The sequence below is a fragment of the Amycolatopsis alkalitolerans genome, from assembly GCF_006152065.1.
GTDB lineage: Bacteria > Actinomycetota > Actinomycetes > Mycobacteriales > Pseudonocardiaceae > Amycolatopsis_E > Amycolatopsis_E alkalitolerans.
This window is the reverse complement of the sequence record NZ_VDFW01000002.1, coordinates 242,076-268,730: the sequence shown is the minus strand read 5'-3', so window position 1 is coordinate 268,730 and position 26,655 is coordinate 242,076. Positions and strand designations below refer to the sequence as shown.

The 26,655-nt window shown below is 70.4% G+C and carries 27 protein-coding genes and 2 pseudogenes; 18 read left to right on the top strand and 11 right to left on the bottom strand.

What is annotated here, in order from left to right; all coding sequences use genetic code 11:
- Positions 1-24: 24 nt before the first annotated feature.
- Positions 25-405: pseudogene (locus FG385_RS03350) on the bottom strand (4-hydroxy-2-oxovalerate aldolase); the annotation flags it as partial.
- Between the two features lie 47 nt (positions 406-452).
- Positions 453-1,042: pseudogene (locus FG385_RS03345) on the bottom strand (hypothetical protein).
- A gap of 196 nt (positions 1,043-1,238) precedes the next feature.
- Between FG385_RS03345 and FG385_RS03340 the strand changes: the two are divergent.
- The 4 genes from FG385_RS03340 (at position 1,239) to FG385_RS03325 (ending at position 9,107) form a co-directional block, all read left to right on the top strand.
- A complete protein-coding gene (locus FG385_RS03340; RefSeq protein WP_235022361.1) occupies positions 1,239-2,375 on the top strand; it encodes a VOC family protein in 1,137 nt (378 codons plus the stop codon).
- 150 nt (positions 2,376-2,525) lie between these two features.
- On the top strand, positions 2,526-5,309 hold the full coding sequence (locus tag FG385_RS03335; RefSeq protein WP_139095084.1) for a LuxR C-terminal-related transcriptional regulator: 2,784 nt from the start codon (positions 2,526-2,528) through the stop codon (positions 5,307-5,309).
- A 90-nt stretch (positions 5,310-5,399) separates the two neighbouring features.
- Positions 5,400-7,961: a LuxR C-terminal-related transcriptional regulator gene (locus FG385_RS03330; protein ID WP_139095083.1), complete on the top strand. Its 2,562-nt coding sequence runs from the start codon at positions 5,400-5,402 to the stop codon at positions 7,959-7,961.
- Positions 7,962-8,018: 57 nt separating this feature from the next.
- The gene (locus FG385_RS03325) at positions 8,019-9,107 is read left to right on the top strand and encodes an AI-2E family transporter (RefSeq protein ID WP_139095082.1); all 1,089 of its coding nucleotides are present in this window, start codon (positions 8,019-8,021) and stop codon (positions 9,105-9,107) included.
- On the opposite strand, the gene FG385_RS03320 is transcribed toward FG385_RS03325, so the two are convergent.
- Positions 9,090-9,524 (bottom strand): DUF7144 family membrane protein, encoded by a 435-nt coding sequence (locus FG385_RS03320; RefSeq protein ID WP_139095081.1) that lies wholly within the window; start codon positions 9,522-9,524, stop codon positions 9,090-9,092. The genes FG385_RS03325 and FG385_RS03320 overlap by 18 nt on opposite strands.
- 90 nt (positions 9,525-9,614) lie before the next feature.
- The gene (locus tag FG385_RS03315) at positions 9,615-10,205 is read right to left on the bottom strand and encodes an Rv1733c family protein (RefSeq protein WP_139095080.1); all 591 of its coding nucleotides are present in this window, start codon (positions 10,203-10,205) and stop codon (positions 9,615-9,617) included.
- 165 nt (positions 10,206-10,370) lie between these two features.
- Here FG385_RS03315 and FG385_RS03310 point away from each other — a divergent pair, with 165 nt between their 5' ends.
- On the top strand, positions 10,371-10,805 hold the full coding sequence (locus tag FG385_RS03310) for a DUF7144 family membrane protein (RefSeq protein ID WP_139095079.1): 435 nt from the start codon (positions 10,371-10,373) through the stop codon (positions 10,803-10,805).
- A gap of 5 nt (positions 10,806-10,810) precedes the next feature.
- Here FG385_RS03310 and FG385_RS03305 read toward each other — a convergent pair whose 3' ends face one another.
- Both FG385_RS03305 and FG385_RS03300 read right to left on the bottom strand, forming a co-directional pair.
- Positions 10,811-11,236 (bottom strand): archease, encoded by a 426-nt coding sequence (locus FG385_RS03305; protein ID WP_139095078.1) that lies wholly within the window; start codon positions 11,234-11,236, stop codon positions 10,811-10,813.
- Positions 11,236-11,811: an HD domain-containing protein gene (locus FG385_RS03300; RefSeq protein WP_160148714.1), complete on the bottom strand. Its 576-nt coding sequence runs from the start codon at positions 11,809-11,811 to the stop codon at positions 11,236-11,238. The genes FG385_RS03305 and FG385_RS03300 overlap by 1 nt, the downstream gene beginning before the upstream one ends.
- 115 nt (positions 11,812-11,926) lie before the next feature.
- Here FG385_RS03300 and FG385_RS03295 point away from each other — a divergent pair, with 115 nt between their 5' ends.
- The 4 genes from FG385_RS03295 to FG385_RS03280 are packed head-to-tail and all read left to right on the top strand — an operon-like array spanning position 11,927 to position 14,525.
- Positions 11,927-12,166 carry an amphi-Trp domain-containing protein gene (locus FG385_RS03295; protein WP_139095076.1) on the top strand — a complete coding sequence of 80 codons (240 nt, stop codon included), beginning with the start codon at positions 11,927-11,929 and terminating at the stop codon, positions 12,164-12,166.
- Positions 12,167-12,170: 4 nt separating this feature from the next.
- Positions 12,171-13,589 carry a DUF2252 domain-containing protein gene (locus tag FG385_RS03290; protein ID WP_235022360.1) on the top strand — a complete coding sequence of 473 codons (1,419 nt, stop codon included), beginning with the start codon at positions 12,171-12,173 and terminating at the stop codon, positions 13,587-13,589.
- A complete protein-coding gene (locus FG385_RS03285; protein ID WP_235022359.1) occupies positions 13,586-14,032 on the top strand; it encodes a hypothetical protein in 447 nt (148 codons plus the stop codon). Before FG385_RS03290 ends, FG385_RS03285 begins: the two co-directional genes overlap by 4 nt.
- A complete protein-coding gene (locus FG385_RS03280; protein ID WP_235022358.1) occupies positions 14,022-14,525 on the top strand; it encodes an RDD family protein in 504 nt (167 codons plus the stop codon). Before FG385_RS03285 ends, FG385_RS03280 begins: the two co-directional genes overlap by 11 nt.
- Here the strand turns inward: FG385_RS03280 and FG385_RS03275 are convergent.
- The gene (locus FG385_RS03275) at positions 14,511-16,169 is read right to left on the bottom strand and encodes an MFS transporter (protein ID WP_139095075.1); all 1,659 of its coding nucleotides are present in this window, start codon (positions 16,167-16,169) and stop codon (positions 14,511-14,513) included. The two genes, FG385_RS03280 and FG385_RS03275, sit on opposite strands and share 15 nt — an antisense overlap.
- A gap of 129 nt (positions 16,170-16,298) precedes the next feature.
- Between FG385_RS03275 and FG385_RS03270 the strand changes: the two genes are divergently transcribed.
- Complete coding sequence (locus tag FG385_RS03270; protein WP_139095074.1) at positions 16,299-16,769, top strand: hypothetical protein; 471 nt, start codon at positions 16,299-16,301, stop codon at positions 16,767-16,769.
- A 9-nt stretch (positions 16,770-16,778) separates the two neighbouring features.
- Here FG385_RS03270 and FG385_RS03265 read toward each other — a convergent pair whose 3' ends face one another.
- Positions 16,779-17,012: a hypothetical protein gene (locus FG385_RS03265; protein WP_235022357.1), complete on the bottom strand. Its 234-nt coding sequence runs from the start codon at positions 17,010-17,012 to the stop codon at positions 16,779-16,781.
- A 56-nt stretch (positions 17,013-17,068) separates the two neighbouring features.
- On the opposite strand from FG385_RS03265, the gene FG385_RS33760 reads away from it, so the two are divergent.
- Entirely contained in the window at positions 17,069-17,263 is a 195-nt protein-coding gene (locus FG385_RS33760; RefSeq protein WP_160148713.1) for a hypothetical protein, read from the top strand.
- Between the two features lie 207 nt (positions 17,264-17,470).
- Here FG385_RS33760 and FG385_RS03255 read toward each other — a convergent pair whose 3' ends face one another.
- Complete coding sequence (locus FG385_RS03255) at positions 17,471-17,812, bottom strand: hypothetical protein (protein WP_139095073.1); 342 nt, start codon at positions 17,810-17,812, stop codon at positions 17,471-17,473.
- Positions 17,813-18,150: 338 nt separating this feature from the next.
- Between FG385_RS03255 and FG385_RS03250 the strand changes: the two genes are divergently transcribed.
- Complete coding sequence (locus FG385_RS03250) at positions 18,151-19,995, top strand: glycoside hydrolase family 15 protein (protein ID WP_139095072.1); 1,845 nt, start codon at positions 18,151-18,153, stop codon at positions 19,993-19,995.
- On the opposite strand, the gene FG385_RS03245 is transcribed toward FG385_RS03250, so the two are convergent.
- Positions 19,943-21,424 carry a diacylglycerol/lipid kinase family protein gene (locus FG385_RS03245; protein ID WP_235022356.1) on the bottom strand — a complete coding sequence of 494 codons (1,482 nt, stop codon included), beginning with the start codon at positions 21,422-21,424 and terminating at the stop codon, positions 19,943-19,945. The two genes, FG385_RS03250 and FG385_RS03245, sit on opposite strands and share 53 nt — an antisense overlap.
- On the bottom strand, positions 21,425-21,970 hold the full coding sequence (locus FG385_RS03240; RefSeq protein ID WP_139095071.1) for a hypothetical protein: 546 nt from the start codon (positions 21,968-21,970) through the stop codon (positions 21,425-21,427).
- A 132-nt stretch (positions 21,971-22,102) separates the two neighbouring features.
- Here FG385_RS03240 and FG385_RS03235 point away from each other — a divergent pair, with 132 nt between their 5' ends.
- The 6 genes from FG385_RS03235 to FG385_RS03210 all read left to right on the top strand — a co-directional run bounded on the left by FG385_RS03235 (position 22,103) and on the right by FG385_RS03210 (position 26,607).
- Positions 22,103-23,317, top strand: a complete 1,215-nt coding sequence (locus FG385_RS03235) for a cation:proton antiporter domain-containing protein (protein ID WP_139095070.1) — start codon at positions 22,103-22,105, stop codon at positions 23,315-23,317.
- A 102-nt stretch (positions 23,318-23,419) separates the two neighbouring features.
- Positions 23,420-23,878 carry a DUF7144 family membrane protein gene (locus FG385_RS03230; protein ID WP_139095069.1) on the top strand — a complete coding sequence of 153 codons (459 nt, stop codon included), beginning with the start codon at positions 23,420-23,422 and terminating at the stop codon, positions 23,876-23,878.
- Between the two features lie 14 nt (positions 23,879-23,892).
- Positions 23,893-24,114: a hypothetical protein gene (locus FG385_RS03225; RefSeq protein WP_139095068.1), complete on the top strand. Its 222-nt coding sequence runs from the start codon at positions 23,893-23,895 to the stop codon at positions 24,112-24,114.
- A 12-nt stretch (positions 24,115-24,126) separates the two neighbouring features.
- Positions 24,127-25,473: a hypothetical protein gene (locus FG385_RS03220; protein ID WP_235022355.1), complete on the top strand. Its 1,347-nt coding sequence runs from the start codon at positions 24,127-24,129 to the stop codon at positions 25,471-25,473.
- 18 nt (positions 25,474-25,491) lie between these two features.
- Positions 25,492-26,079 carry an HdeD family acid-resistance protein gene (locus FG385_RS03215; protein WP_139095067.1) on the top strand — a complete coding sequence of 196 codons (588 nt, stop codon included), beginning with the start codon at positions 25,492-25,494 and terminating at the stop codon, positions 26,077-26,079.
- Between the two features lie 30 nt (positions 26,080-26,109).
- Positions 26,110-26,607, top strand: coding sequence for an SHOCT domain-containing protein (locus tag FG385_RS03210; protein ID WP_235022354.1), 498 nt, complete (start codon positions 26,110-26,112; stop codon positions 26,605-26,607).
- Positions 26,608-26,655: the final 48 nt, after the last annotated feature.

The following is a 26,655-nucleotide window of genomic DNA, read 5'->3' as shown; positions in this document are numbered from 1 at the left end:
CTGCTCGGCGAGCAGCGCCGGGGACAGCTTGTGGCTCATCATCAGGAAGCTCATCACCCGCATCCCGCTCTCGCGGGCGTACACGATGGGCTGCTCCGCGCAGTCGGCCTCCGTGCAGTGCACCGCCCCCCGGACCGTGGTGGCACCCGCCTCCCTGGCGGCGTCCAATTCGGACAGTGTGGCGATGCCGGGGACGTAGAGCACCGCGATGGCGGCGGTCTCGACCACCTCGACCGCGACCCGCACGTACTCCGGGTCGGTGGCGGCGGCGAAACCGTACTGGATGGACGAGGCGCCGAGCCCGATCCCGTGCGCGACCTCGATCGTGCGGACGCCGGCCCGGTCCAGCCCGCGCGCGACGGCCGCGACCTGCTCGGTAGTGAACTGGTGCGAGACGCTGCTCATCCCGTCCCGCAAGCTGGTGTCCACCAGTTCGATCCGCTGGACCTCGCTCATGCCGCCACTCCCATCGTCCGGCCGGCCATGGCCTCGCCCACCTGAACGGCCGCGGCGGTGATGATGTCGAGATTGCCCGCGTAGGCGGGCAGGAAGTCGCCAGCGCCCGCCACGTCGAGCATGACGGTGGCCAGGTCGCCGTCGATCTCGACGAAGCGGAGCCGGTACCCGGGCACGTACTCCTGGACCCTGGCCACCATGTCCCGGACGGCCCGCTCGATCCGTTCGGCGCGCCGAGGTGTTCGTCGAGGTTGACCGCCGGAACCACGTACGGCCCGACCGAGGCGGGCGTCAGGTCGATGGCGGTGATCCCCGCCTCGCGGTAGCGCGCGGCCGCGGCGGCGTGCACCTTCGCGGACGTCGCTTCGAAGACCAGCGCGGGCGGTTCGGGCCGCGAAAGCAGCCAGTCCACCCCGCCGGCCGAGACTTCGAGCCCCAGGCCGCGCGCTCGCCGCAGGCCCTCGCTGTCCGGGTCGATACCGACGAGGTAGCGCGGCTCGATCAGCTTCGACCGGCGGAGCTTGTACAGCAGGTCCGTACCGATGTTTCCCGAGCCGACGATCGCCGCCTCCACACGTGGCGCCATATGTGCTCAACCTTCCGCTGCGAGGAGTCCGCCGGTCACGCTTCCGTGACAAAGGGGTGCTCGACAACGGCGATTCGGCATCGCCGAACGGACCGGTCCCCCGGCGCGACCCGGTGTCCCGGATGGACGAACGGCCGCTGCCGGTGGCGGCGGAGGTGGTCACCATGGCCGGTATCAGGCAGCGAAGGAGACACCAGTGACTGAGCACAACATCCGGCACGAGATCGCGCACCTTGCCCGGGTCGAGTTGGTGACCCCGGACCCCGACGGCACGCTGTGGTTCTTCAAGGAACTCCTCGGCATGTACGAGACCTCCCGGGAGGCACAGTCCGTGTACCTGCGGGGCTACGAGGACCCGTACCCGTGGAGCCTCAAGGTCACCGAGGGGCCGCAGCCGCGGCTGGGGCACGCCGCCCTGCGCGCATCCTCGCCGGAAGCCCTGGAACGCCGGTACCGGGCGATCAAGGACGGCAACCTCGACCACCAGTGGCTGGACGGCGACCACGGCTACGGCAAGACCCTCCGGTTCACCTCACCCGACGGGCACGATCTGCGGCTGCTGTGGGAGGCCGAGAAATACCAGGCCCCACCGGAACTGCGGAGCAAGATCCTCACGCGCCCGTCGAAGAAGCCGCTCAAAGGCATCCCGGTCAAGCGAATCGACCACCTCAACCTGCTGGCGAACGACGTGACGCCGGTCAAGGAATCGCTCGAACGGTACCTGGGCTTCGAGACCCGCGAGCGCGTCGTCGAGGGCGATGTCGAGTTCGGCGCCTGGCTGAGCACGAACATCCTCGGCCACGAGGTCGCGATCATGCGCGACAACCTCGGTGCCCACGGACGCTTGCACCATGCCGCGTTCTTCTACGGCATCCAGCAGCACAACATCGACGCCGCCGAGATGTTCCGCGAGTACGACATCACCATCGAGGCGGGCCCCGATCGCCACGGCATTACTCAGGGCGCGTTCCTGTACGTGTTCGAACCCGGCGGTAACCGGATCGAGCTGTTCGGGGGCCCGGGATCCTTCAACTGGAACCCGACTACGAGACCCGAACCTGGCAGATGTCGGACATCGACACCGGCCTCGCCGTCGGCGGCACCAAACTGCCGTGGGAGACCTACTTCGCCTACGGCACCCCGCCGGTCCGGTCTCTGGCCGACCAGATGGCGGACGCCCCCAAACCGCCGCAGCCTCCGGCGCCCGCCGAGGCCGTGGCCGCCGCCCTCGCCTGACCTCGCCGCGCGGCCGGCCCGGGTGCGGCTTCGGTGGCAGGCCCGCCCACCCGGTCATACATCTGGGCTGGCGAGCAAGGGAGGGTGCCTGACGTGACGGGCCTGCCGCGGCGACGCTGATTTGCCGTGCTGGCCGGGATCTTCGTCGTCTCGGCGGTGATCAGCCCGTTCGCCAATGGCGTGAGCCACCGTGGTCGTCGTTCCGCTCCAATGGAGGTTCTGAAACGCCGCGGCCGGGGGCACAGCGATGCCGGATTTCACTCGCCCGTCGCTGATGAGATGCCACGAAGTCGCTGTCGGCGAAGCCGCCCTGATGCGACAGTGGACGCGGGCAGGGATCAGGAGCGCGCGAATGCACCAGGGGATTCGAGGCGAGGCGAGACGACGAGTACCGAGGGCCAAGGTCGTGGTGCCCGGCGTTCCCCCCGATTACGTCTCCCGCCCGCGCTTACTGTCCGCTTTGGATCAAGCACAAGCCGCCACCGCGATCGTGGTGAGCGCACCGGCCGGGTCCGGCAAGACGCTGTTGCTCGCGGAATGGGTGCGGGCGCGCCATCCAGGTGAAACGGCATGGGTCTCGCTCGGCCCGGACGAGAATGACGATCGCCGGTTCTGGTCGGCGATTCTCAAAGCACTCGAGGAGTGCCCGGCCGTCCCACCGGGCAGCCCGCTCCGCCGGCTCGCCGTGCCCGCGCACCCGAGCCGTGATCTCGGGTTCACCGGCGCGCTGATCAATCACCTGGACAAGTTGCCGCGGCCGGTGTGGCTGGTGCTGGACGATCTGCACGAGATCGCCGGTGCTCCGCTGCAGGGCCTGGAGACCTTGCTGCGGCAGCACTTGAGGGCCCTCCGGCTGGTGTTGAGCACCCGATACGACCCGCCCCTCTCACTGGCCAAACTCCGGCTCGCCGACCAGCTCACCGAGATCCGTGCCCATGACCTGCGGTTCTCCGGGCCGGAGGCGCACACCTTGCTCACCGCCGCCGGCGTGGAGCTCAGCCCGGACCAGCTCGCGGAGCTCGTGCGGCGCACCGAGGGCTGGGCGGCCGGGCTGCGGCTGGCGACGGTGTCGCTGCGCGAGACGGAGGACCCCGGCCGGTTCCTGGCCGAGTTCGCCGAGAACGACCAGGCCGTCGCGGACTACCTGCTCGACGAGGTGCTGTCCCATCTGTCGCCCGAGCTGCTGGAGTTCCTGCGCGCGATCTGCGTATGCGACGAGGTTTCCGCGGGGCTGGCTCGCACCCTCTCGGGGCGTGCCGACGCGGGCGTCATGCTCGACACCCTGGAGCGGGCCACCTCGCTGGTCATGCGGGTCGGCGCCCACGGCCGGCAGTACCGGGTGCACGCGCTGGTCAGGTCCTACCTGCTCGCCCGGCTCGACCGCCACCTGCCCGGGCGAGCGGCCGTATTGCACCGGCACGCCGCCGAATGGTTCGCCGAGCACGGGCGGCCGGTGCCGGCGCTCGCGCAACTTATCCAGACCCGCGACGCCGACCACGTCGTAGCCTCGTTGCGGCACTTGGCGCTGACACTGGCGCTGTCGGGTGAGCACGATCTGCTGGCGCGTGCCCTGGCGGTCGTCGGCGAGGGCGTAATCACGGCCGACAGCCAGCTCGCGCTCGTCTCGGCGTTGCTGCACCTCGAAGAAGGCGACGCGACGAGCGCGGAAGTGGCCCTGGCGCACGCCGAAGCGGCCTGGGTACTCCCCGCCCCGGCCGAGCTGGAACAGCTGCGTCTTCTGGTCCAGGCCGGGCTCACGGAGCTCACGGGCGACGTCGACGACATGTTGCGCAACACCGACCGCCTCGAGCCGGGCGGCGAGCGGCACACCCTCGACGCGATGACGATGCTGCAACGAGGCACGGCGTTGCTCGTCGCGGGCCGGGCGACCGCGGCACGGCACCAGCTGGAAGCCGCCCTCGACAGCGCGCGAGAGCAGGAGCAGGACTACCTGGCCACGCAATGCCTGGCCATTCTCGGCGGGGTCGCCGCGACCACCGGGGACTACCGGTCGATGGGTACGCTCGCCGGGGACGCCCTCCGCGAGGCCGAGGACAGAGGCTGGCAGTACACCGTGGCCGGGGCCACGGCTTCGGTGCTGCTCGCATACCGGGCGTTGCTGCTCGCGCGGCCGGCCGAGTGCCTGGATCACACCAAACGCGCCGGCATGCTGGTCGGCGACGGTGCTCCCCCGGCCAACCGCGGCTTGTCCGTCCTGCTCAACGCCTTGGCGGGCACCGCCGGCTTCGAACTCGGGCAGTGGACAGAGGGCCTCGGACGGCTCGCCCTGGCCAGGGCGGACGCCCGCGATGTCCACCTGTCCGCCGAACAGGTGGTGCTTTGCGCCGTGCTGGAGCACCGCGCGGCGGGCCGCTTCGGCTGGCCGGACGCCGCACGTGAAGCCCTGAACTGGGCCAGTGCCGCCGCGCCCGAATGCGGAGAGCTGATACTGATGCGCGCGCGAACGCGGCTCGCGCTGGGCCGCCCGGTCGCCACGGGCACGCTGATCCGGCCGCTGCTCGACGGTTCCCACACCGTCCTGCTGCCATGGACGATGATCGACGCGTGGCTCCTCGATGCCGAGGTCGCAATGTTCGCCGAGGACGAGACCGGCGCTCATCGGGCACTGCGCAAGGCACTTTCCCTTGCCGAGCACCTGGATGCCTTGTACCCGCTCGTTTTCTCCACGCCGGCGGTCACCGAACTTGTGGTCAGCGGGCTCGGCAAGCTGGGCGCCGCGCACGGCGTGGCCATGAAGGTGCTCGAAATCCGGCGAGCGCTTCGGATCCCGGTGATCTCCCTGCCACTGACCCGAAGAGAACGCACGGTACTCAGTCTGCTGCCGACCTTGCGCTCGTTCGAAGAGATAGCGAACGATCTGACGATTTCCCCGAACACCGTGAAGACACATGTCCGTTCCATTTATCACAAACTCGGTGTCCGAAAACGCCGTGACGCGGTCACCGTCGCGATGAAACGCGGATTACTCGGAAACGCGGGCCAAGGGACCAATGGCCCTGGGCCGGGCTGATGCGACCGCTTAGTCTTACCAGGTATGGGACAAACGGGCCGGAACCACGAGTCCGTCCGGCGTAGCGCAGATCGGATACCCCATCCGAAGATGGCCGTTCCGCATGTGCCCGAAGGGTTCGTCCGGCGGGAATCGTTGCTGGACCGCCTCAAGGAGGCAGCCGAGGCGCCGGTCGCCATGGTGTGCGCCCCGGCCGGCTACGGGAAGACCCTGTTGCTGGCGGACTGGTTCACCGCGTCTGACACGGCCAACATGGCATGGCTGTCGCTGGACAGCACCGACAACACCCCGGACCAGTTCTGGACCGCGACGCTGCACGCACTTGGCGAACACGGCATCCTGCCCGAGCACAGTCCACTCCGGACCCTTGTGCCCAGATCCGGGGATATCGTGGGCTTTCTCGCCGAATTCACCGACGGGCTGGACGAGCTGCCCGGTCCGTTCTGGCTCGTGCTCGACGATTTCCATGAGATCGTGGACACCGAGACCTTGCGAGGGATCGCCACTCTGCTGCGGCAACAGCCCGAACCGGTGCGGCTGGTCCTGTCCAGCAGGCTCGACCCGCCCCTGCCGCTCGCGCGCCTGCGGCTGCAGGAACGGCTTCGCTCGCTGCGCGCGAGCGATCTTCGTTTCTCCGAGCCGGACGCGGCGGCATTGCTCGAGACGTGTGGCATCCGGCTCACCAGCCAGCAGCTGCACCGGCTCGTCGAGCAGACCGACGGATGGGCCGCGGGGCTCCGGCTCGCGGCCCGCCCCCTGCGTCAGGCGGCGGACCGGAACGCGTTCCTCGACGAGTTCACGAGCGACGACCGGGCCGTCGCCGACTACCTCGTGGGCGAGGTGCTGGCCGGCCTCCCGGAAGAGACCAAGGACTTGCTCGCCACGGTCAGCGTGTGCGACGAAGTCGCCCCGTCGCTGGCCACCGAGCTCTCCAGCCGGGAGGACGCCGGCGTGATCCTCGACCAGCTGGAGCGGGAATGCTCGCTCGTGATGGCCATCGGGCGGGAGCGCCGGTGGTACCGCGTGCATCCCCTGCTGCGGTCCTACCTTCGGGGAGAGTTGGACCGGAGGCTGCCGGACCGGGCCATGGAGCTCAACCACGCGGCGGCGACCTGGTTCGCGGCCGAACAACTGCCGCGCGAGGCGCTCGATCACGCCGCCAGGGCAGAAGAGACGGAAACGGTGATGAGGCTGCTTCGTGACCATGCCGTGGCCCTGCTCCTGGGCGGCGACCACGAGATAGTCGCGCAGACACTGTTCGCGGTGGGGCACGCCGTGGTCGATGCCGACCCGTGGCTGACGCTCCTCGCGGCAGCCACACACCTGGAACGAGGTGAGCTCGATATCGCCGGCACCCACCTCGCGCACGCCGAGGAGACGGACCCAGACGCCGGGACGGAACTGGGGTCGTTGTGGCGGCTCGTCATGGGGACCTACGACCTGGCACGCGGCCGGCCCCGGCGGCTGGTGTCGCTCGACTGGCACGCCGTCGTGGCCGGACACGACCGGCCGGGGCTGGAAATCTGGGCGCGGCTGAACGCGGGCTGGGCCTCGCTGTGCACCGGCCGCCGTGACCTCGCCCGTCAGGAGTTCGACGTGGCGCACCAGATCAGCCGGGGTCTGGGCCTGGACTACCTCGTCATGCACGTGCTGCTCGCCCGTGGCACGGTGGCGGGTCTTGAGGGCGACCTGGCCGGTCTGCGGGCTGCGGCCGCCGAGGCCGTCGCGATCGCCGAGCGGAACGGCTGGCAGCCGTCACCCTGGGCCGCCACCGGGCGAGTGATGCTGGGTTTCGCCCACCTGGCGCACTTCGATCCGGAGGCCGCGGTCGCAGAGATCGATACCGCCAAAGGTGCGATCGGCGGCGAGTCGGCGCCCCGGCTTTCCTACCTGGCCGCGGTCGTCGAATGCGGCGCCCGGTTCGATCTGGGCGAGCGGCGGAGCGCGCTCGAGAAGCTCGGCCACGCCCGGCGCGCCCTCGCCCAGCACTCACTCCTGCCGGAGCTCGCCGTTGCCGGTGCGCTGGTCGAGTACCGGTGCGCGCTGCTGCTGGGGCGCGACGCGACGGCGCGCGAGGTACTGCGGTGGGCGCAGCGGCGCGCCGGGAACACGGCCGAGGTGGCGCTGATGACCGCCTGGGCCCAGGTCGCCCGCGGTGACCTGGGGTGTGCGGTGTGCACGCTCGAAGATGGCGGTGCTGCACTGCTCACGGAAACCGTAGCGGAAGGCCACCTGCTGCGCAGTGCCGTAGCCATCCATTCGGGACAACGCACCCGGGCGCGCGAGGAACTGGAACAGGCCGTACGGGGCGCGGAGGCGGCGGGGCTGGTCCGGCCTTTCCAGTGGGCCGACCCGCTGGTGCGGCAGCTGCTCGTCGATCAGATCGGGAGTTTCGGTGCCGCCGACGCCTTCGCCGCCGGGGTACGGCGTGCCCTCGTCGCCTCCAGCGGGAACCACGACGGGTTGCTGACCGAGCGCGAACACGTGGTCCTGTCCCGGCTCGGCGCCCAGCGGTCGCTGGACGAGGTCGCCACCGATTTGTCGGTGTCGGTCAACACGATCAAGACTCACGTCCGCGCGATCTACGCCAAGCTCGGTGTGAACAACAGGCGGGCGGCTGTGCTGACCGCCCGCTCACGCGGTCTCGCGTGACCGCCTCGCCTTCGCGGGGTGAGGCGCCGCGCCGCCACCGTGGTTAGTGTCGCCGCGATGACGGACCGCCACCTCAGGGTCCACACCTTCACCGACGCCGACGTGCGTGCCGGGTGGCCCCTGCCGCGCACCGTGGTCATCCTCCTCGGCTTCGCGGCGGCGACGGTCACCGTGGCGGGGATGCGCGCGGTCGCCTGGCTGCTGGCACCGGTCCTGCTCGCCCTGGTCATCGTGATCGCGATCGCCCCGGTGCGGCGCGGGCTGCGGCGGCACGGATTCCCGGGGTGGGCGGCGACGGTTGTGCTCCTGCTGCTCGTCTATGCCGTGCTCATCGGCTTCGGCCTGGTGGTGTTCGTGTCGGTGGCGAAGCTGGTCACGCTGCTGCCGCGGTACGCGGCCCGGTTCGACGAGCTCGTCTCCGATGCCGTCGGCGCGCTCGAACGAGCCGGCGTCGGCGCCGATCAGGTGCGTGAGGTCGCGGGCTCGCTGGACCTCGGCAAGGTGCTGCCCTACCTCGGCTCGCTACTGAGCGGCGTGACCGGTCTGCTGACCAACGTGGTGTTCGTGCTGACGTTGCTGTTCTTCCTCAGCGTGGAGTCGGGTGGGTTCGGTGAGCGGATGGCGACGCTCGCGCGTGGCCGGTCCGCGGCCGGCACCGCGCTGACCCGATTCGCCGCCCGCACCCGGCGCTACCTTGTGGTGACCACGTTGTTCGGCTTCATCGTCGCCGTGCTCGACACGATCGCGCTCGCGATCATCGCCGTACCGCTGGCCCTGCTGTGGGGACTGCTTTCGTTCGTGACGAACTACATCCCGAACGTCGGCTTCGTACTCGGCCTGGTGCCGCCCGCACTGCTCGCGCTCCTCGACGGAGGCTGGCGCCCGATGGTGGCGGTGATCGGCGTCTACTGCCTGGTCAACCTGGTGATCCAGTCCCTGATCCAGCCCTACTACGTCGGTGACTCCGTGGGCCTGTCGGCGCTGGTCACGTTCGTGGCGCTAGTGTTCTGGGCGTGGGTACTCGGCCCGCTCGGTGCGATCCTCGCGATCCCGGTGACCCTGCTCGTGCGGTGTGTCCTGCTCGACATGGATCCCGGGGCGCGATGGGTCGCGGTGCTACTGCACCTGTCAACGGACGAGCCGTAGGTCCCGCCCGTGTGTCACGATCGCGTAGATCACGATCACGTCCAGCGCGATGACCACCATCGACCACACCGGGTAGGCCGCGACGAAGCCGAGGTTGACGAGCGCGCTGAGAGCGGCGATGACCACGGCCGCCACACCCGCGATCCTGTTGCCGAGCAGGACACCGACGCCCGCCGCGACGGCCACGATACCCAGTGCGACGTGCACCCACCCCCACACGGTGTAGTCGACATTCACCACCAGACCGGAGGCGGTGACCAGGTAGTAGCCCTCGTCGAACACCGCGACGATGCCTTGCACCACATGGAAGAGTCCGAGCAGCACCAGCATCACGCCGCCGAAGGCGACCCAGCCCGTCCACGCGCTGGCCCGCTTGGTCCTCGGCGTTGTCTGGCCGCCGGCCGATGTCTGGGTCATCTCATCCTCCCTGAGCCCGTTCTTCCGCCAGCTTGACCCCGCACCGCCGCACTCACCTCATCCACGGGTGATGAGTCCGGACGGGAACGCTCACGGCCGGCTCGGCCGGCCGCTGAACCGGGCCCATTCACGCGTCCACGCCGCGGCGCGCCGGTTGTCGAGCAGCATCCGCCCGCCCGCCAGGCCGCCCGCCACTGCAAGGACACCGCAGATCCACGCGAACAGCCCGGCAGCCACCGCGGAGCTGACCACCGCCGACCCATCGAGGGGCGCGATGGTCGGCTCGTCGTTCCGGTCGAGCCAGATCGGCTCCGCGGTGCCCGCGGGCGTCGCGGGATCCACCGGGATCCGCCCGGTGTGCCCGGCACCGTCCACACCGGACCAGACCGCCGGAACTCCGGCCTGTTCGCCGGTCACGGCCGTCTCGGCCGGTGGTGCGTCCGCCTTGGTGATCGCGATCGCCTGATGCCGTTCCGCCTTCTCCTGCCGAGCCGCCACCGAAAGTCCATTGTAGACATCCAGGCCGATCGTCACGGCCACCGGGATCACGGCCAGGCACAGCCCGATCGCCAGCAGGGCGAGCACAGCTTCGATCCGGTCCCAGCACCGGGCCAGTGCGCTGCGCCCGGGGCGCAGCAGGCGCAACTGCCGGAGCATCCAGCTCGCCGATCCGCGTGCCATCTCGGTGGCTCCCTTCACTTCGGCGCCAGCTTCGCTGTGGCACGCCGGCGTCGCACCACCCGGAGGTGATGGCTCGTGCGGCGGAATCTCATCTCGGCGGGATGAGCGGCCGGCGCAGGGCGACGGTGACGATCGGCGAACGCCACCCATCGCAGGGAGGATGTCATGGCAGACGGCACATATCACGACAAGGCGGCCGCGGGGTCCCGGCGGACCGGCTGGACCGGCTGGGTCGCGTTCGGCGGGATCATGCTGGTCCTGCTCGGCCTGTTCCACGCGGTGGAAGGCCTCGTATCCGTGTTCGACGACGGTTACTACCTGGTCGGTTCCTCGGGGCTGGTGGTCAACGTGGACTACACCGTATGGGGCTGGGTGCATCTCGCGCTGGGCGTCCTGACCGTCATCGTGGGCATCGGACTGCTGACGGGAAACACAGCCGCGCGTGTGGGCGGCGTGATTCTCGCCGGCATCTCGGCGATCGTGAACCTGGGTTTCGTCGCGGCGTACCCGGTGTGGTCGATCCTCGTCATCGCGCTGGACGTCATCGTGATCTACGCGATCGTGGCGCACGGGCGGGAGATGACGCTCCCCGAGGACTGACGCGTTCACACGTCGATCCGGGCGGTGCACCACCAGCCGCTGGGAAATCGCACGCACAGCGCACCGTCGCGCGAAAGACTCTTCGGCAGCGCGCCGGCGGGCACGATCGAGCCGGCGCTGACGGTACGACACGTCACCCCCAGCCCGTTCGCCGTGGCCGTCACCGCGGTGGCGACCGGTACCTCCTGCCGGTCCAGCACGTCCGAGATGACCTGTCGCAGCACCGCTCGCAGCAGTTCGGCATCGGTGCTGCCGGTGACCCGGAACGACGACCGTGATGTCGGCGCCGGCCGCCGGGGACCGAGGAAGCTGCCCACCAGTGCGTCGACCGCCTCGGCGATACAGGCCTCGCGTGTCCCCGCCCACGCGTCGATCCGCAGATCTCCCGCGTGCACGGGGCGCCGGGACGGCGCGGCCTGCCGCGGCTTCATCAGCAGCCCGCCGGGGCAGGTCGTGCCGCGCCGGGAACCAGCAGCAGCCGCACGCGCTGGAAGGCGGCCGCTCGTGCTTCGAGCCCGCCCGAGTCGAGCGCTCGCACCACGAACGAGTCCGGTACGTGCCGCATCCGGATGTCGGCGATACGCCGGTCGAAGGTGGTCGGCTCACCGGATACGCCGACCGACATGTCGCAGTACCACAAGGCGTCACGCAAGGTCGTCGCTTCGTCGGGGAACTCGGCGAGCTCGCCGGCGAGACCCCGTAACCGGGCCACGCCCGCGGCCGCGCTGTGATTCGCGACCAAGGCGCAAAGCCGCATGGGCGCGCCGGCACGGCGAAGGAATCGCGCGCCGTCGAGAGGATGGAAGCCGGAGAGCACCAGCGGCCTGGCATAGCCGATGTCGTGCAGGACTGATGCGGCGACAAGCAGATCCCGCTCATCGGGTGCCAGCAGCAGCGGACCGATCCGGGTGGCCACGGCGGCCGTGGCTCGTACGTGCGCCCAGCGCCCCGGCAACCCGCGTGCCAGGTACCGCTGAGATAGCTCGTGTGCCGATGCCACATCCACACGCGCATGGTGATCGCCCAGGGCTCGCCGGCGCCCACCCGTCCGGGGTGAACTCGGCGCGTTTCATCCAGGGCGGGTGAGGCGAGCGGGCGGGCGCCGGCGTGTGCTCGGGAGCATGTCCACATTGGAAGTAACGCGTGAAGAGTTGCTGACTCGCGAGGAGGCGGCACGCCGGTTGTCGACGCTGGCGGCCGCGCTCGCCGACGGTGAGAAGGTCCTGGTTCCCTTGGGCGGCAGCACGGTGAAGGTGCATGTGCCGGACCACGTCCGCTGCGAAATCGAGCTCGAGGTCGACGGTGACGAGATCGAAATGGAGGTCGAGTTGAAGTGGGCCGCGCCGGGGCACGAGGACTGAGTCCGTGGTCGCGGCGATTCGCGAACCCACGACCGGCACTGCCGGGCGCAACGGGCTGACGGCCGCCGAACGGGCCGCAGTGGGCAAGGCGGCGCGATCGGTCGTGCCACGTTCGCGGCACGCCGAGTTCGCCCGCGATCCGAAGGCGCCGCCTCCGCTGGCACTGCTGGCGGGTCAGGACGAGCACCGGGTGCCGGAGCTGCTGCCGATCCGGTACGAGCGGATGGCCCTGTCGCCGTTCAGCTACTTCCGCGGCGCGGCCCTGCCGATGGCGAGCGACCTCGTCGGTACCCCGCGGACCGGGTTGACCGTACAAGCCTGCGGCGACGCGCATCTGTCGAACTTCGGGTTGTTCGCCTCGCCCGAGCGGCGCCTGGTGTTCGACATCAACGACTTCGACGAAACGTTGCCCGGGCCGTGGGAATGGGACGTGAAGCGGCTCGCGGCCAGCCTCGAGATCGCCGGGCGCGACAACGGCTATCCACGCAAACGGCGGCACGAGATCGTGACCGCCGCGGTCGCCGAGTATCGCCGTGCGATGCGAGAGTTCTCGCGGTGGACCGTGCTGCGGGTGTGGTACGCCCATGCTGACGTGGAAACGGTGGAGTCGACCTACGCGGGCCGGTTCAGCGCTGCCCGCCGGAGGAAGCTGTCGCGGACCACCGAGAAGGCGCGCGCTCGGGACCACCTGGGCGCGCTGCGCAAGTTCACCAGGATCGCCGACGGCGTACCGCGGATCGCGTCGGATCCCCCGCTCATCGTCCGGGTGGAGGAGCTCGGCGTTCGCAAGGAGCGGGCGGTCCAGCTGATCGACGAGCTGCAGGGTGTGGTGGCGGCGTACCGGGAGACGCTCGAACCGGACCGGCGGCTCCTGCTGGACCGGTACCGGATGGCGGACTTCGCCAGGAAGGTCGTCGGTGTCGGCAGCGTGGGCACCCGCTGCTGGATGCTGCTCCTGCTCGGCAAGGACGACCAGGATCCGCTGTTCCTCCAGGCGAAGGAAGCGGGCCCCTCGGTGCTCGAGGATTATCTCGGCCCCAGCGAGTTCGGCAACTGCGGTCAGCGGGTCGTCGTGGGACAGCGCCTCATGCAGGCGGTCAGTGACATCTTCCTCGGCTGGGTACGGGTCACCGGCCTGGACGGGCGGACCCGGGACTTCTATCTCCGGCAGCTACGGGACTGGAAGGGGTCGGCGGATATCGACACCATGGAACCCGCGGGCATGCTCGTCTACGGCCGGTTGTGCGGGTGGACCCTCGCGCGCGCCCACGCGCGCACCGGGGACGCGATCGCGATCGGCTCGTACCTGGGCTCCGGGACCTCGTTCGATGCGGCGATCGGCGAGTTCGCGCGTGTGTACGCCGATCAGAACGAGCGCGATCACGCGGCGCTGCTCGACTCGGTGCGGGCGGGCGGGCGGTGAGCCCGCCGCGGCCCGTCGCCGGGGACGCGGTCATCGCGCTCGCCGCCTTGGCGTTCGGCGCCGGCGCGAAGGTGTTCGCGCCTGCCCGCCCGCTGTTGCGGCCCGAGTACTGGCCCGGCCCCTTGCGGGCACTGGCCGAAACCGGTTGCGCGCTCCGGCAGGACGCCGCCGCGCAGCTGCTCGGTTGGTACCACGTGGCCGCGCCCGCGATCGTCCAGGACATCGTGGCCCGGCTCGATCTGTCGGGCGTGGTACGGGACGTCGTCGAGGCGAGTGATCTTCCCGAGCTCGTACGGCTGTCCACCGGATCCATGGCGACCGAGACCGTGCGCGACCTCCGCGTCCGGACGATGACCGCGGACGAGGCGGTATCCCGGTGGGTCGGCCGGATCCTCGGACGGCGTTCCGGCACGGAGCCGACGGCGGGGCCGGTTGCCGACTGACGACCGCATCGCCGGTCAGGGCTGGTCCGGCGCGGCGCCGGACCGGGTCCGGGCCGCCCAGGGACGCCGTGCCGGCGTGGTCAGCCGCGTACTGGCGGCGGTGGTCGACCTCGTTGTGCTGGCGCTCGCGCTCGGCGCCGGCTACCTCACGGTGACCGGCGTGGTCTTCGCGGCCGCGCCGGCGCGGTTCGCGTTCCCGCTGCCCTCGCAGACGGTGGTCGAGGTGACGGCGGCCGCGCTCGCGATCGCCTACCTGACCGGGTCGTGGACGGCGACCGGTCGCACGATCGGCGACCAGGCACTGGGACTGCGCGTGCTGAGCCGCGAAGGCGGCAGCCCGCACCCGCTGATCGCGTTGCTGCGCGCGCTGTGCTGCCTGGTGTTCCCGATCGGCCTGGTGCTGGCTGCCGGCCCCGCGCGCAGGTCGCTGGCGGACCTGGTGCTGCGCACGTCCGTGGTCTACGACTGGAGCCCGCGGTCACGTCTGCTGTGACGCCGCAGCCGCCGGGCGCGCCCGGGACCGGCCGGGCAACGCGGTGGCCAGCCCGAGGCCGAGCAACGCGGTCGCACCGATCACGATGACGGCCACCCGCAGGCCCTGCACCCGGGCGTCGCCGTTGATCTGCACCAGCGCGGTGGCCTCGGGTCCGCTGATCCCAGCCTGCGCCACCGACGCCGCGGCCTGCGCATCGCTCAGTGCCGCCGCCTGCACACCACTGTCGATCTTCTGCACGACCTGGGTCTGCTGCTGTTCGGTGAGGACCTGGCTGCTCTCGACACCCTTGGTGAAGGACGAAACGAGGACGCCGAGCATCACCGCGCCGGCCAGCGCGACGCCGAGCGACTGGCCGAGATAGGACGCGCTGCGGGACAACCCGGCGACGTCGCTGACCCGGTTGCCGGCCGCGGAGGACTGGACGAGGTCGGGCAGGATCGAGCACGCGCCCAGCCCGGCACCGAGCACCGCCAGCCCGGGCAGCAGCGACCACCCGCTGCTACTGGGCTGGATCATCACCGCGATGAGCGCCGAGCCGGCCGCCATCAGCCCGAACCCGGTCGCGATGATCAGCTTGCGCGACACCCGGGCGGATCCGGCGGCACGCGCGGCCAGTGCGGCGAGCACGATGAGCATGACCGTGGACGGCAGCAGGGTGACCCCGCTCTCCAGCGCGTTGTAGTTCAGCGTCGTCTGCAGGAACACCGGGATGAGGAACAGGCCGCCCGCCATGCCGAGGTACTGCAGGCCCATCGCGCCGGAGCCGACGGAGGTGGCGCGGTGGCGCAGCACGTCGAGCCGCACCAGCGGGTCCTGGCCGCGCTTGACCCGGCGCACCTCCCACCAGCCGAAGGCGACCAGGACGCACACGCCGGCCGCGACGAGCACGACGGTGGGTGAGACCGCGCCCTTGGCGAGGATCGTCTTGCCGAACAGGACGAAGTTCTCGCGTGCAACGAACAGGCCGTAGCGGCTGGCGAGCAGCGTGCCCATCACCACGAGGCCGAAGCCCAGCGCGGACAGCACGACGCCCCCCACATCGAACGAGTGCTTCGGACGCTCGTGCTTCGGCTCGACAATGCGGCGGGCGAGCAGCATCACCGTGACGGTGACGGCCGACTCCATCAGGAACGACACGCGCCAGGTCAGGAACGTGGTGATCAGCCCGCCGATGATCGGGCCGAGCGCCGCCCCGACCCCCGCCATCGCACCGATGAGGGACAGCGTCTTCGTCCGCGCCGCGCCCGAGAAGGCCATCGTGGCGATCGAGAAGATCGCGGGGAACACCAGTGACGCGCCGACGCCCTCCAGTAGTGACCAGCCGACGAGCATGACCGCGAGATTCGGGCTCAGCGCGGTCACCACCGCACCGGTGCCGTAGATGGCCGTGCCGGCAAGGAACACCCTCGTGTGCCCGCGGCGCATGCCCAGTTTGCTGCCGGTGATCATGAGGCACGCCATCACGAGCGCGTACACCGAGATCGCACTCTGCACCCCGGTGAGCGTCGTGTGCAGGTCGGCCACGATCGCGGACAGCGCGACGTTCATCGCCGTCGAGTCGTAGGCCATCAGCAACTGCTGGGTGGCCAGCGCGACGAGGACGATCCGGCCCGTACCGGTTCGCTGTGGCTGCGCGGACAACGGGCACCTCCTGTCGCACGGATCGGGGCCGCCCCACTGTGCGGCCCGGAGCGTGCCCACACGTCACCCCAAACGTGCGAGGTGCGGCGGCGGCCCGCCGGGGACCGTGATCGGGCAAGGTGGAGGGGAGTGACCGCGGTGGTTCTCGACGGACGGCGGATGACGGCGGCGGTGCTGGCCGCTGTCGTGGCCGCCGTGGTGGCCGGCTGCCAGTCCGGCGGCGGGGCGACCACCCCGTCGCCGACGACCGCGCCCGCGAGCCCGTCGGCCTTGACCCGCCCGGAATGCGCGGACCTCGTCGCCAGCGGGCAGGCACTCGCGGCCACCGTGGGCCAACTGGTCCAGGGAACCGCTTCCCGGGAACAGGTGCGCGCGGCCGCCGGCCAGCTGTCGAGCGCGATCGACTCCGCGCGGCAGACCGTCGGTGCGGAAGCCAATGCGCACCTGGACGATGCCAAGGCCGCGCTCGGGCGCATCGTCGACGCGGCCGGGGCGCAACCGCCGGACCTGGCGGGAATGCGGGCCGCGGCGAACGACCTGGTGGCCGCGCTCCGCGCCGCCGCGGCGAGCTGCCGGACGGTCTCGACCTCCGGTCGCTGACGGGGACCGCTAGGGCGCCCGTTGCGGATCAGGCAGCCGTTGCACCGACACGACGTGCAGGCCGAGGTCCTCGCACAGCTTCAGGATCCCGTGCAGATGCATCGCGTCGGGCACGCTGCTGTAGATGAGCGTCGCCGGCCCCGCCGCGACGATACGCATCTCGCTGAACTCGCCCACGACATCGCGTATCCGCTCGGAAATCTCACCGCTGACCCTGAACTCGTAGGTCCCCTCCGCCACCATGCCACCTCCTAGTGGTGTGTCTGTGATTTGTCGTGGTGGTTTGTAGGATGTTGGTTGTGGTTGCGGCAGCCTTGCCGATGACCGGTGAGCAGCGTGCCGATCTGAGTCGCACGGCGGCTTCGTCGACGTTGCCGCACCGCCTGGTGATGCAGGCACGGGCCTTGCTGTGGGCCGGGGATGACGTGGCTAACGAGGAAATCGCCCGCCGATCCGGCGTGGACTCCGATGCCGTGCGCCGCTGGCGGGTTTAAGGAGCTGACCGACAAACGGCTTCGTCGTGCCGTGTTCACCAGCGTTGAGGACCTCAAGCAGGCGATCACGGTATGGGCGCAGCACTGGAACACCGACCCGAAACCGTTCGTGTGGAAGGCGACTGCGGAGGACATCATCGCGAAGGCCCAACGCGGCCGCGCACCAGATCAAAACCCAGACGGACCACTAGTGCCACCACGTCTCACTCATCCGCTCGACCGGCCGGACAGGGCGACGGCGGTGACCACGGCGAGATCGAACCCGACGAGCACCAGCCACCGGGAGTCGGCCGGAACCAGCACCGCGTGCGCGAGCGCGTCGGCCAGCGCCAGCAGGGCGGCCGCGACCCGTCCCCCCTGCGACCTGCTGAACAGCGCGAACGCGGCGGCCAGCGACACCAGGACGGTGAACGGCCGGACGTGCCCGGCCAGCACCACCTCGGCGATCAGCAAGGCGGTGGGGCACAGCCAGACCAGCCCAGTCGCGAGGTACTTGCGAAGCGCCGCGACGCCGCCCCGTTCGGCTCCGGGGCGCAGTGGCTCGCTCATCCTTTGCTCCAGACGCCAGGCTGCCGCCGGCCGTGGCAGCTGTCGGGACAGGATTGCTTGGCAGGCCGGTGGTTTCCTTCGCCTGTCACAGGTGAGAAGCCGCATGCCGGGCGTCCAGCCCGGGCCACACCGCGAGGAAGACATCATCGATCGCTTCATGATCGCCGGCTTCCGCCGGGTGTGTGGTGGGCCCTCGACGTCCCGGTGAGCACGCACGGCCTCACCTGCCGGACATGACGTCTCGGCACCGCCTCGTCCGGCAGGGGTGATGCGCCACGGCGCCGCACGGGCGACGCTGCCCCGGGCCGGACCCTGGAACGTCCATTGTGGAGGTAGGGATGACCGAGACCGCTATCGCCGAGCACGGGCTGATCGGGGATCTGCAGACGTCCGCGCTCGTCGGCACCGACGGTTCGATCGATTGGTACTGCTGCCCGCGCTTCGATTCGCCGAGTGTGTTCGGCGCACTGCTCGACGAGCACCGCGGCGGGCGGTTCCGCGTTTGTCCCACCGGAACGGCCTACACCACAAGACAGATGTACTACCCCGATTCCGCTGTCCTGATCACGCGGTTCCATGCCGAACAGGGCGTGGGCGAGGTCGTCGACTTCATGCCACCGGCCGGCGAGATCGCCACCGGCCGCCATCGCCTCGTGCGCATGCTCCGCTGCGTGCGGGGGCGGATGAGCTTCGGCATCGAGGTGGCGCCGAGGTTCGACTACGGCCGTCGCGCGCACACCACCGACGTCACCGAGTCCGGCGCGGTCTTCTCCGCCGGCCAGCTCGCGCTCACGTTGCACACCGTGCGTGAGCCGGAGGACGAGCGGCTCGCTCGCGTCCGTGTCGAGGACGGCGACATGCGCGCGGGACTCGACCTGGTGGCCGGGCAGGTGCGCGGCATGATCCTCGAATCGGGCGCCGACGGCCCGCCCCGCGAGGTGCGCGTGGCGGACTTCCAGCGCCTGTTCGACGAAACGGTGCGTTACTGGCGGTCGTGGCTCGCGCGGTGCACCTACCTCGGGCGGTGGCGGCAGGTCGTGGCGCGGTCCGCGATCACGCTGAAGCTGATGACCTACGCCCCGACCGGTGGGCTGGTCGCCGCACCCACCATGGCGCTGCCCGAACAGGTGGGTGGCGAACGGAACTGGGACTACCGCTACACATGGGTCCGCGACGCGTCGTTCTCGGTGTACGCGCTGCTGGCGCTCGGTTTCTCCGGGGAGGCCGAGCGGTTCGGGGTATGGCTCGGCGACCGGATCCGGGAGCGCGCCGGCGGAGCAGGCGGACCGCTCAACATCATGTACCGCGTCGACGGTTCCACCGATCTCAAAGAGGAGATCCTCGACCATTGGTCGGGCTATCGCGGGTCGCGTCCGGTCCGGCTCGGCAACGGCGCCGCGGCGCAGCTCCAGCTCGACATCTACGGCGAGGCGCTCGACAGCGTGTTCGTCGGCGACCGGGCCGGGCTCGAGATACCCTACCGCGGCTGGCTCGCCATCCGGGAGGTCCTCGACTGGCTCGCCGAGCGCTGGGACCAGCCGGAGGAAGGCATCTGGGAGACCCGGGGCGGGCGCCGGCCCTTCACCTACGGCAGGTTGATGTCCTGGGTCGCGCTGGATCGCGGCATCCGACTGGCGATGGCGCACGGACGCCCGGCGCCGCTGGAGCGGTGGACACGCGAACGCGACGCGATCTACGAGCAGGTCATGCGCCAGGGCTGGAACGAGGACCGGCAGGCGTTCGTCCAGCACTACCACACGGAGGTACTGGACGCAGCCCTGCTGCGGATGCCGACGGTCGGCTTCGTCGCACCCCGCGACCCCCGCTGGCTGTCCACATTGGACGCAATGGACGCCGAGCTCGTGACCGACAGCCTGGTCTACCGCTACAACCCCGAGGCCTCACCGGACGGACTGCGCGGGCAGGAGGGCACATTCTCCCTGTGCACCTTCGCCTACATCTCGGCACTCGCGCGGGCCGGCCGGCTCGAACACGCGCGGCAGGTGTTCGAGAAGATGCTCACCTACGCCAACCACGTCGGCCTGTACTCGGAGGAGATCGCGCTGACCGGGGAGCAGATCGGCAACTTCCCGCAGGCGTTCACGCACCTTTCGCTGATCGACGCCGCCCTCACGCTCGACGACGCGCTGGACGGCCCCACAGGACCTGCCACAGGGCGGTGAACCCCTCCGCCGGACGGGTAGGCGGTGCCGCGCCGCCGGCCAGTCCGGCGGGGACGCGCACTCGCAGCGCACCGGGCAGGGACCGGAAACGCAGCGGCGGTGGCAACCGCAGCGCTTCGCCGTCCACACCGACATCGAGCAGCGGCTGCCCGGAGTCGATCTCGAACTCGCGCGCGGTCCAGTCGCGGTAGCCGCGGAAATGCCTGAGGGTTCCGGCGGCCTCGGCGGACAGGAGGGCCGTGACGTCCCGGGCGCGGTCCACGGTCACCGTCACCACACCCAGCACCCCCGCGTCGAGGCTGCCGCGGGTGCCGAACCCGCGGAGGCTCTCGAGGTGATACGCGCCGTTCGACACCAAAACGATGTCCGCTGCCTGCGCGGCGGAACCGTCGGGGCGGGTGAAGCGCAGGTCGAAGCCCGGTGCCTGCGGGCCGAGCAGGTCGGGCAGTAGCTGGGTCGTGGTCGTCAGCTTGGCGTCCCGGTACGCCCCGGACTGCACGACCGTCGCGTACACGCCGAGCGAAACGTTGTTGACGAACACGAGGTCGCCGAGCAGGGCGAGATCGACTCGTCGTTCGAGCGCGTCCCCGAAAGCGGCGAGCGCCGCCGGCACGTCGTCGCGGTCCAGACCGAGATCGAGTGCGAAGTGGTTGCGGGTCCCGGCCGGTACGCACACGAACGCGACGCCATGCCGCCGAGCGACGTCGGCGACCAGTGCCTGCGACCCGTCCCCACCCGCCATGCCCAGCACGTCGGCGCCGTCGGCCACCGCCTGTTCGGCCAGCTTCCGCAGATCTTGCCCGCGCCGCAGGACGATCGGGGTGACGCCCAGCTCGCGAGCCTTGTCTTCGAGTTCGAAGCGTGCCACCTTCCCGCCACCCGACCACGGGTTCATCAACAGCGCACCGTGGCGAGCGGGGCCGACGGCCCGCGTTGTGGTGGCAGGCGTGAGGTCGTGGGCGATCGCGAGTTCGGCCGTGGCGGCGGAAAGAACGGTCAAGCCGGTGAGGACCGCGATCACCGCGACCACCCGTATGTCCGGCAACGCGACGGTGGCCGCGAGAGCCACCAGCGCCGCGATCGCCGCCAGTAGCCGGGAGACGCCGTGATGCACCAGCGCGGTCCAGGCCGCGGTCACGGCCAGCAGGATCAAGACCAGCCCGAGTACGAGCTGGAGCGGGCTGCGGATCAGACTCCACACCACCACGGCAAGGGCCGCGGGCAGGCAGAGCAAGGCGACCGCGGCGGCCGCGCGCCGCGGCAGGGCCGGGCGCGCGGCCGCATGTGCTCCGGCCGGCGCGCCCAGAGCGCCCACGCCGTACCCGCGGCCCGCCACGTTCAGCGCCGCCTGCGCACGAGACGCCGCGCGGTCCGCCGCGACGTGCGGCGGGAAACCCTGCGAGACCCGAACATCGTCCTGCCTCCTCACTCAGGTGTGACTAGGTGTGGGTGTTTCCAGCGCGTGCAGCTGTTCGGCTTCGTCCGCGGTGACCAGACCGATGGCGATCAGGTCCAGCGGGCTGATGAAACTGTCGGCGAGGCGGAAGCCGCCGGTCGCCGCGACGGCATCGCGCAGCGGGATGGCCCACCGGTGCTCCAGCAGGAGCAGGGCGGCGGCCGTGCCGTCCGGGATGTCAGCCAGCACGTCCCAGGCGTCCTCGTCGGAGAAGGCCTCGATACCGTCCGCGGCCGCCTCCGCGCCCGCGACCGCGCCGGCCGCCATGCCTTCCTCGCCCTCGATGCCGAGCCCGATCAGCGCGCCGATCTTGCTGCCGAGTTCGATGGCTTCCTCGTCGCTGATGTTGCTCAGGTGCGCGACCTCGATCGCGCCGTCGACGTCCTTGTGCACCGCCAGTGCGTCGATCACCCGGATCGTGTTGGTCTCCCGCAGGCGCTCCAGTTCCTCGATGATCGCGCCGTGGAAGTCCGGGTCGGGGAATCCCAGCACGACGAGCTGTACAGGTCCGATCGTCATAGGTTGCCTCCGTTCTCCGCGGCGTGGGACGCCGCTCGCCGCGAGCATCCGGGCCCGGTTGCGGCACGGCCTCATCTGCGGAAGGTGAGCTCTCCCCGGCCGCCCGGTGCTGCGATGCGGCCAGGAGGGGCGATGAACGCTTGGGTCTTCCCCATTGCCGCGCTGGTGCTGATCGGCTATGGCGCGCTGTCCGCGCGCCTGCGGTCCACTGTGGTCTCACGCGCGATCGTCTTCGTCGCCGCCGGCGCGCTGCTCGGCCAGGCAGGCGATTTCGTGCCCGACGGCGCGGCGAACGAAAGTGTCCGGGTGCTCGCCGAAGCCACGCTCGCGGTGGTGCTGTTCACCGACGCGTCCGCCGTTTCGATGGGCGGCCTGTGGCGCGAACGCGCGCTGCCGGCGCGCCTGCTCGGCATCGGTCTCCCGCTGAGCGTCGGTGCCGGGACGTTGGCCGCCGTGGCGATCTTCCCTGGCCTCGACCCGTGGGTCGCCGCCGCTCTGGCGACCGTGCTGGCACCCACCGACGCCGCGCTCAGCCTGCCGGTGATCGAGGACCCTCGGGTACCGCGCGGCATCCGCCAGGGCCTCAATGTCGAGAGCGGACTCAACGACGGGATCTGCGTCCCGCTGCTCATCATCTTCCTGACCGTCGCGGAGTCGGGCGAGGGGGTCGCGCAGGCCGGACCGGTGCGGGTGGTCGTCACCGAGATCGGTTACGGCCTCGCGGCCGGAGTCGCGGCCGGCGCGCTCGCCGGCTGGGTGCTCAGCCGGTGCACCGCAAAGGGTTGGATGAACCCGGCCTGGCAGCAGATCAACGCCGTCGTCACCCCGCTGCTGGCCTACAGTGCTGCCGCGGCGCTCGGTGGCAGCGGGTTCATCGCGGCCTTCGTCGCCGGAAGTGTTTACCGTACGGTCGCCGGGCGCGGGGTGGCGGCCAGCACGGAGCTGACGGAGCGGACGGGTGAACTGCTCAACGCGCTGACCTTCCTGGCGTTCGGGGCGGTGCTGCTCGGCCCCGCGCTGTCGGCGCTCGACTGGCGGGTGGCCTGCTACGCGGTCGCCTGCCTGACGGTGGCGCGTATGGGTCCGGTGGCACTGGCCCTGCTCGGCACCGGCGCGCGCGCGCCGACCGTCGCGTTCGTGGGCTGGTTCGGCCCCCGCGGCCTCGCGTCGATCGTATTCGTGCTGATCCTGGTCGAGCAGACGAGACTGGCCGAGCGCGAACTGATCCTGACCGTAGTCACCTGGACGGTCGCCTTCTCGGTGCTCGCCCATGGCGTGACGGCACCTCTCGGCACCGCGCGGTACACGGCCTGGCGTGCCTCACACGCGCGGGAACGCGCGCATTGACCGGCATCTCATCCGCTGCGGGCGAAGTGGTCGCCCATGCCGGCGATCCAGCGTTGGCCGTCGTGCGAAGCAAACCGTCGACCCTGAAAGTGGGAACCGAAAATGACTCAGCACGCCTACCCGCGTCCCGGCACGGCAAATGCCCGCGACGTGCCGGAATCGCGCACCAGGCCGGTCGAAACCGGGACCCGGTGGACCGGCAAGCTCGTGTTCGGCGGCGTGATGATGATCGTCGCGGGGCTGTTCAATGTGATAATCGGCGTCGTCGCGCTGTTCAACAGCCACTACTACGTCGTGGGCCCCTCGGGACTGCTGGTGCTGAACCTCAGTGGTTGGGGCTGGCTGCACCTCATCCTCGGCGCCCTCGTGGCCGTCACGGGCGGCGTCCTGTTCACCGGGGCCACCTGGGCGCGCGTGATCACGGTCCTGCTGGCCGGGTTCAACGCGCTCGCGAGTCTCGCCTTCCTCTCCGCCTATCCGCTGTGGTCCATCGTCGTGATCGCGCTCGACGTCCTCGTGATCTGGGCCGTCATCACGGCGGGTACCGAGGCGGAGGAATGACGAGGGCGACCGTCGTGGCTGACCTTCAGTACGAGGTGCGAGTCGCCGGGCGGCTGTCGGAGCGCGCGCAGCGGGCTTTCCGTGACTACGAAGAAATGCGGATCGTGTCGGCCCCGGCCGAGACCGTCATCTACGTCGCCGTCACCGACGAGGCGCACCTGCAGGGAATCCTCACGTTGCTCGCCAACCTCCGCCTGCAAGTCGTGTCGATGAACCGCATACCGGAGCTGCCCTGATTGGAGGCCGACGTGTCCGAGTCGACCGCAGGCAAGACCGAGACCGCCGTCATGGTGCCCTTGCACGACGACGAGCGTGCCGAGCTGCTCCGGCTGCGTGAGGAGGTCGCGGCGCTGCGCAAGGCACCGCCTCGCCGTCGCCGGACACCGAACTGGCGCGCCGCCGGGGCCGCGGTCCTGATCACCTTGGGCTGCCTCCTCGCGCCGTTGTCGCTGCTCACGGTCTGGGTGCACAACCAGGTCTCGAACACCGACCGGTTCGTCGCCACGATGAGCCCGCTGATCGAGCAGCCATCTGTGCAGGCCGCGGTGACCGATCGCGTTACCGGCACGATCTTCGGCTACGTCGACGTGCAGGCGTACGCGAACCAGGCGGTGGATGCCCTTGCCGCGCAAGGACTTTCCCCAGTACTCGCGGACCGGCTGCACTCGCTGACCGGACCGCTGGCGTCGAGCTTGCAGGGGTTCGTGCATGACCAGGTCAGCACCCTCGTCGCGAGCCCGCAGGTGCGCGCGGTCTGGGACCAGGCCCTGCGAGGCGGCCACGAACAGCTCAACGCCGTCATGTCGGGTAACGCGTCGGCGATCGGTATCGCCGGGGACAAGGTGCAGCTGGACCTCGGTCCGCTCATCACGGCGGCCAAGCAACGGCTTGCCGCGAACGGGTTCACCGCCGTGAACGCGGTGCCCGATGTGCATCCCACCCTCGCGGTCGGCGACGCGGCGACCCTGATCAAGGCCAGGTCCGCGTACAACACGCTGGATACGGTCGCGACCTGGCTGCCATGGGTCACTCTCGTGTTGCTCGCCGCGGGCGTGTACCTCGCCCGTAACCACCGGCGTGCCCTGCTGAACACCGGATTCGGGATCGCGGCCGGCATGGTGGTGATCGCCGTCGCGCTGTTCGTGGTGCGGGGCGTGCTGATCAGCAACGTGCCGAGCCGCTCCGCGGCGCCGGCGGCCGACTCCTACGACCTCATCGTGCGGTTCCTGCGGGACGGGCTCCGGCTGGCGTTCGTGGTCGGCCTGCTCATCGGCATCGGCGCGTTCCTGGCCGGCCCGTCGGTCACCGCGGTGCGCCTGCGTGCCGGGGCGTCGCGGCTGATCGCGTGGCTGCGGCGAGGCGGCGCGAAGGCCGGGCTGCGGACCGGGAAGGTCGGCGGCTGGGTGCACGACCATCGCACGGTACTGCGGGTCGTGGCCGTCGGCCTGGCCGTTCTGGTGTTCATCTTCCTCAGCCCGCCCAGCGGTCTCGCCGCGCTGGTGATCGCCCTCGTCCTGCTCGGCTGCCTCGGCGTGATCCAGTTCCTGGACCAGCCGCCCGCGGAGCGAGCGGACCAGCCGACGAGCGCCACCTAACCCCACCGGGAGTCCGCGATGACCTACGCCGATCCGGCGACCGGCCGCACCAGATCGCCGATCCTGACCGCGACCGCCACGGTCCGCTGGTGGGTTCTGCTCACCATCGGGATCGCCTGGCTCGTGTTCGGCATGATGGTCCTGCAGTTCGACCTGACGTCGGCGCGCTCGATCGCGCTGGTCACCGGGCTGATGCTGATCGTCGCCGCGTTCAGCCAGCTCGCCGATGTCGCGGCGGCCCGCGGGCACCGGGTGGTGCACGCCGTGCTGGCCGGGATCTTGTTCACCGGCGGCCTGATCGCGCTGGTCTGGCCGGATCCGACGTTCCTCGCCCTGGCGCGGCTCATCGCGTGGCTCCTGCTGTTCAAGGGGTGCGCGAACATCGTCGTCGCACTGCTCCTATACGGGTCGGGTGCGCTGTGGTGGTTGCTGCTGGGGCTCGGTGCGGTCGAGATCGTGGTCGCGTTCTGGGCGGCCGGTGTCCCATCGCGGTCGGCGACGCTGCTCGTGCTGTGGGTCGGGTTGACCGCGCTGACCAAGGGCGTCGCCGACATCGTGCTCGCTTTCGGCATCCGGACGTGGGAACGCGCACCGGCCGGGCCATGAGCGCGGACAGCCACGCCTCATCCGTTCCAGGTGGTGCGCCTGGGCCCGATGCGGCCGAGCGTGACCAGCGGCGGCTTCCGGGCCGCCGGACAGCAGACCGGTGATCGGAGGTATCCGGTGTCGAACTATCCCTTGCTCAACCTGTTCCTGACCATGCTGTGGTTCTTCCTGTGGATCATGTGGTTCATGCTCCTGTTCCACGTGATCGCCGATATCTTCCGCGACGATCACCTGGGCGGCTGGGCGAAGGCCGGCTGGACGATCTTCGTCTGCATCCTGCCGTTCCTCGGAATCTTCGTGTACCTCATCGCCCGGGGGCATGGTATGGGCGAGCGTGAGCGTGAGCGCGCACAGCGGCAGGAGCAGGCGTTCCGCTCGTACGTGCGGGACGCGGCGCGTGAACCCGGGCCGCCCAACGGCGGGCAGGACCGGGTCGGTGAGCTCGAGCGGCTGGCCGGCCTGCGCAACCACGGTGACATCACCGAAGCCGAGTACCAGCAAGCCAAATCGAAGTTGCTGGCCGTCTGAGAAACCAGGTCGGCCGGGTGCCGTGGCAGACGGCACCCGTCCGTCCTC